This window comes from Halobacillus seohaensis, assembly GCF_042663045.1.
GTDB lineage: Bacteria > Bacillota > Bacilli > Bacillales > Halobacillaceae > Halobacillus_A > Halobacillus_A seohaensis.
Map to the genome: position 1 here is coordinate 1 of NZ_JBHSZV010000007.1, position 4,824 is coordinate 4,824.

4 protein-coding genes are annotated in these 4,824 nt (G+C 39.0%); all 4 read left to right on the forward strand.

Annotated features, from left to right (window positions below):
• Nucleotides 1-330 precede the first annotated feature (330 nt).
• The 4 genes from ACFQIC_RS02995 to hepT all read left to right on the forward strand — a co-directional run bounded on the left by ACFQIC_RS02995 (nt 331) and on the right by hepT (nt 4,659).
• Nucleotides 331-1,398 carry a C45 family autoproteolytic acyltransferase/hydolase gene (locus tag ACFQIC_RS02995; protein WP_204712349.1) on the forward strand — a complete coding sequence of 356 codons (1,068 nt, stop codon included), beginning with the start codon at nt 331-333 and terminating at the stop codon, nt 1,396-1,398.
• A gap of 188 nt (nt 1,399-1,586) precedes the next feature.
• Nucleotides 1,587-2,717: a glycerate kinase gene (locus ACFQIC_RS03000; RefSeq protein ID WP_204712350.1), complete on the forward strand. Its 1,131-nt coding sequence runs from the start codon at nt 1,587-1,589 to the stop codon at nt 2,715-2,717.
• A gap of 1,167 nt (nt 2,718-3,884) precedes the next feature.
• Nucleotides 3,885-4,265 carry a type VII toxin-antitoxin system MntA family adenylyltransferase antitoxin gene (mntA, locus tag ACFQIC_RS03005; RefSeq protein ID WP_204712352.1) on the forward strand — a complete coding sequence of 127 codons (381 nt, stop codon included), beginning with the start codon at nt 3,885-3,887 and terminating at the stop codon, nt 4,263-4,265.
• Nucleotides 4,255-4,659 (forward strand): type VII toxin-antitoxin system HepT family RNase toxin, encoded by a 405-nt coding sequence (hepT, locus tag ACFQIC_RS03010; RefSeq protein ID WP_204712351.1) that lies wholly within the window; start codon nt 4,255-4,257, stop codon nt 4,657-4,659. Before mntA ends, hepT begins: the two co-directional genes overlap by 11 nt.
• Nucleotides 4,660-4,824 lie beyond the last annotated feature (165 nt).

The window sequence follows — 4,824 nt, forward strand, 5'->3', positions numbered from 1 at the left end:
GCCAGCCTGAGGAGGCTCAGCGCACGCCCACGGAAAGCGACTCCTTCCCCACCGCCCCTTTCTCTACACAATCATCTCGGAATTGAGTTATTCAACAATCCTGCGTCATTAGTTTAAGTGTAATCGTTCACGATCTCTACATTTGTTTTACCATAAATATTCAGAATACCTTGTAGAATCAAGCGAAAAACTAAATGATTTCCAATTTATTGGTAACAAAAATCAACAACCAGATTTAACACATCCTTTTAAAAAGGTGAAACACTTTATCTATCGCATCATTTACCTTAAACTAATGACGGATACTACATAGCAAAAGAGGTTAGGTACATGAAACAGATATATAGTGAGATATTGCAATTTAGAGGAACTCATTACGAGTTTGGATATAAGCAAGGTGAACAATTGAAAGGTTCGTTAACTGTAAAAAACCGCAAACGTCAATGGAAAGTACGTAAGCCAAGATTTGTAGTTGAAGAAGCGGAAGTAAAGGAAGCAATCACACGGTTTGCTCCATGGTTATGGGAAGAACTAGTAGGCTTACGAGATGCATTAGAGTGGTCAATGGAACATGTAATGATGGAATTTGGTGGTTATCGAATCGATTATAAACGATCCGGCTGTTCTATTATGACGGGCAATGGATATTTTATTCGAAATTACGATTATATGCCAAAAACATATGAAGGGCGTTACTGTTTTTTCCAACCAACAGATGGTGGTTACGCTATTGCTGGACCATCACAGCGGATTACGGGCAGGATGGATGGTATGAATGAGCACGGTCTAACTTTAGGATATAATTTTATGCATCGCAAAAGACCTGGGGATGGGTTTATCTGCTGTATGATTGGGCGTTTGATACTTGAATCTTGCGCAAATGTCGAAGAAGCGGTCGCTATGTTAAAAGAGATCCCTCACCGCCACTCGTTTAGCTATATTGTATTTGATCGCAGTAATCAGACTTACGTGGTGGAGGCTTCCCCTCGTGGAGTAGAGGTGCGTGAATCTAACGTTTGTACAAATCATTTTGAGCTGATGAAAAAAGAAAATCGAAATCATTTGGTAGATTCTTTAAGACGTTTGGATGCTATTAACGGTGCGCGACATCAGTTAGAAGGAGCTTATGATGCATTTCGTCTTATGAATGATAGTGATAAAGGTGTATTTTCAAAGCAATATCATAACTGGGCGGGGACGATACATACATCAGGTTATTTGCCACAGGAACTGAAAACATGGTTTGCGCTTGGAGGAGACCAGGAGCCGATAGAGTTTGATTTTGGTAAGTGGTTATCAGGTGAAGACCTTTGTGTGGAGCAGATTACGGGAGAAGTAGACACAGACATTCCTTTTGTCCATATTGATGAAGGAGCTTATTGGGCAGGGCAGAAGTAGAGAAAACAGGGGATTTTTCTTAAAGGGAAGGTCTCCTGTTTTTTATGCCTAATTAGTCAGGGAGCGGTATTTGAGTAAAAGGCAACCTTAAAGTGGCTTTACTAGCTTAATAGAGTAGCTTATAGTCAGTAATATGTATGGAGAGGCTTTCCGTTAAAATAAACTCACAACAAAGTAAGGAGTATGATATGAAGATATTATGTGCACCTGATTCTTACAAAGGAAGTATGTCGTCAGTTAAAGTAGCTGAAATTATGAAAAATGCTTTTCGATCTATTGTTCCAGATGTGAAAGTCGATCTTAAGCCAATGGCAGATGGTGGAGAAGGAACCCTTCATGCTATGTGGGAAGCAATTGAAGGAGAAATAATAGAATTCGATTGTAAAGGTCCTTTAGGGCACTTACGCAAAAGTAGATACTTAGAATTAGCGGATAACACAGCAGTCATCGAAGGCGCGGAAATTGCTGGTCTCCCTTTAGTACCCAAAGAGCAGCGAAATCCAGATTGGACAACTACCTATGGTATCGGAGAGGCAATCTTTCATGCTTTAAATCGTGGAAATAAAAAATTGATTCTTGCCTTAGGTGGTAGTTCATCAAATGATGGAGGCCTTGGTATGTTTCAGGCATTAGGGATGAAAGCTTTTGATATCGACAACCAGGAAGTTGGTATTTTTGGTAAGGATCTGTTTCAAGTAGATCATGTTGATTTTGGTTCTCTAGATTCTAGAATTCAAAATGTGCAGATTCAAGTCGCATGTGACGTAGATAATCCCTTAACTGGTCCCAAAGGAGCTAGTCACGTGTATGGACCGCAAAAAGGTGCCGATGAAAGACAAGTTATTGTTTATGATGAAGTGCTACTGAGATATAGTCGGTTAGTTGAAGAAGCATTTAATGAAAGTTTTGCAGAACGAAAAGGGGCAGGAGCTGCTGGGGGATTAGGTTTTGCTTTTCTAGCCTTAGGAGGAGAACTTCACTCGGGAGCTGAACTTGTATCTAATGCAATCAAACTACCCGAAGCTGTAAACAAAGCAGATCTTATTTTAACAGGTGAAGGACAAAGTGACGAACAAACCTTATATGGAAAGGCACCTGGTTTTGTAGCAGATCTTGCTGTTGGTGATCATACATCTGTGATTTTGCTGTCAGGAAGTATAGAAGGTCAAACTGATAAACTGAATAAGCTATTTACTGGGTGCTTTTCAATTGTCCCAGGTCCTAGATCTTTAGAAGATTGTATGGAGAATGGTGAAACATATTTGTATCAATCGACCCAGCAAATAGCCCAAATGGCTTATAAGTTATTGAAGGAGTAGCAAATACTAAAAAGTTTAATTTTATTAAGTAGTTCCGATACCGTGTTAAAACACACTATGTTTAGACTAAATAATAGTACAAATAACAAACAAAAAACGCTTGGATTTTGATTTCCGTTATAAAGGATGGCGGTTCCGTTGCTTTTTATCGGAGAATGGGGGATGGGAAACCACTCGCTTTCCGCGGGGAAGACGGCAAGCCTCCTCGAGCTAAAAAGCTCTGCGGGGTCTTGCCAGTCTATCCTTTCCCGCAGGAGTCTCGCAGTGGAACCCTCTTATGAAAATCGTGGGTGCTGTGTGATTATATGAGACATCAAATTGACCTGTCATGTAAATTTGGAAACGGTCTTTACAAGTAGAGATGGTGGGAGGCATACACGTCGGGTGAGCTCCTAGCTACTGTTTATGGACTGAAATTATTACCACAGAGGCTTTATGTCAAGTCTCCTTAATAGGTGAAATAGACCATCATACCTGTTTTTTAACAACTTATCTAAGTGGCTCAAAAAGATGGCAAGACTGGATGTCTGATGGCAATAGTCAATGTGGTTGGATCAGGGCTTCAATTGGCGTTATAACAGATATTTAATACGTAAACAGGGACGGTAGAACGGCACGATTCGATAGAAACATACGGCAAGCGACTCCTTCCCCGCCTCCCCTTTCTCCACATAATCATCTCGGAATTGAATCTTCAACAATCCTGCTTTCATAGACTCTAAAATATTTTTACGTGCTATTTGGTGTGCGGTTTTGTATGAAATTCAAGTGTTATTATCCCATAACCATTGATATATAAAGGGAAAATAAGAGACCAAATCATATGCGATTTTTTCTGGCTAATTCGTAAGTTTCTCCACCGAAACGGAAATACTTATGATTTTATATATACTTTTTATTTTAAATAGGTTTCAAAATTCATTAATTGAGGAACTATTTATTATAAGAAAATAGTAGACAGGTTCATTGTTATTAAAAATGAGAGTAGCAGATTTTATGGATATGAAGAATACGAAAGTGAGTAGGGCGAAATACAGAATTGAAGGCCTGTATTTCAAACGCAAGAGTTGAAGGTAAGAGCTGGCTAGATGTCAGCTCTTTTTCTTGATGGCAAGAAAGGTTAAGGAGGAAAGAGGTGATTTCTTGCATGGAAATTTCATTCCCCACATGATGTCATTTTTGGTGATGAAATTGGAACCTTACTTTATCATTATGTTTGGTTCGTATCAGAATGGGGCGGAACGAGGAGAGAGTGACATTGATGTAGCTTTTTATAGTGATCAAGAAAACTCTTCTTATAAATTGTTTCTAATTGCTCAAGAACTTTCACAGTTAATAGATGTTGAAGTTAATCTGGTTGAAATGAGCAACGCTTCAAATTTATTTCAAGTGCAAATATTTTCAAGAGGAACAGTTCTTTACTCTGAAAGTGACTACTTGCGCATGAATTTACAAATGAAAGCTTATAGTCTGTATGTCAATTTGAACGAAGAAGAGGCTGTTATCTCTAAAAGCATCAAAGAAAGAAGGAACAAAGGTGAAGGATGAAATAATTATTAAGAAAATTAACTCGTTAGAGCGCTGTATTCAACGAGTTTATGATGTATACGATAAGGATCCGGATCATTTGCTAAATGCGATTAAACAAGACTCAATTGTTCTTAATATTCAACGTGCATGTAAGGCTGCTAATGACTTATCCATTCACATTATTGCAGAATATCATCTAGGGATTCCTCAAACGTACAAGGAGTCTTTTGATATTTTATTTGATAAAGGTATTATTGACGCTTCTATGAAGGTGAAGGTGAAAGAGATGGAAGAATTTCGTCATATTGCTACAGAAGATGGAAAGAAAATTAATTTAAATGCATTAAAAAGAACTATTGAAAAAGACTTAAATAATTTATCAGTACTGGGAAAACAAATATTGGCTTATTAATGTTCATATTGATAGTGACCCGAGATGATTATGTGGAGAAAGGGGCGGTGGGGAAGGAGTCGCTTTCCGTGGGCGTGCGCTGAGCCTCCTCAGGCTGGCGGGCTGGCGCCTTCCGGGGTCTCATCTAACCCGCGTATCCCAGTCGAGTAAGCGGGAGCCCTTCAC

What these genes read in the sequence shown, in the direction of transcription:
- ACFQIC_RS03000 (WP_204712350.1), top strand. Translation starts at nt 1,587, where the DNA reads ATGAAGATATTATGTGCACCTGATTCTTACAAAGGAAGTATGTCGTCA.
- mntA (WP_204712352.1), top strand. Translation starts at nt 3,885, where the DNA reads ATGATGTCATTTTTGGTGATGAAATTGGAACCTTACTTTATCATTATG.
- ACFQIC_RS02995 (WP_204712349.1), top strand. Translation starts at nt 331, where the DNA reads ATGAAACAGATATATAGTGAGATATTGCAATTTAGAGGAACTCATTAC.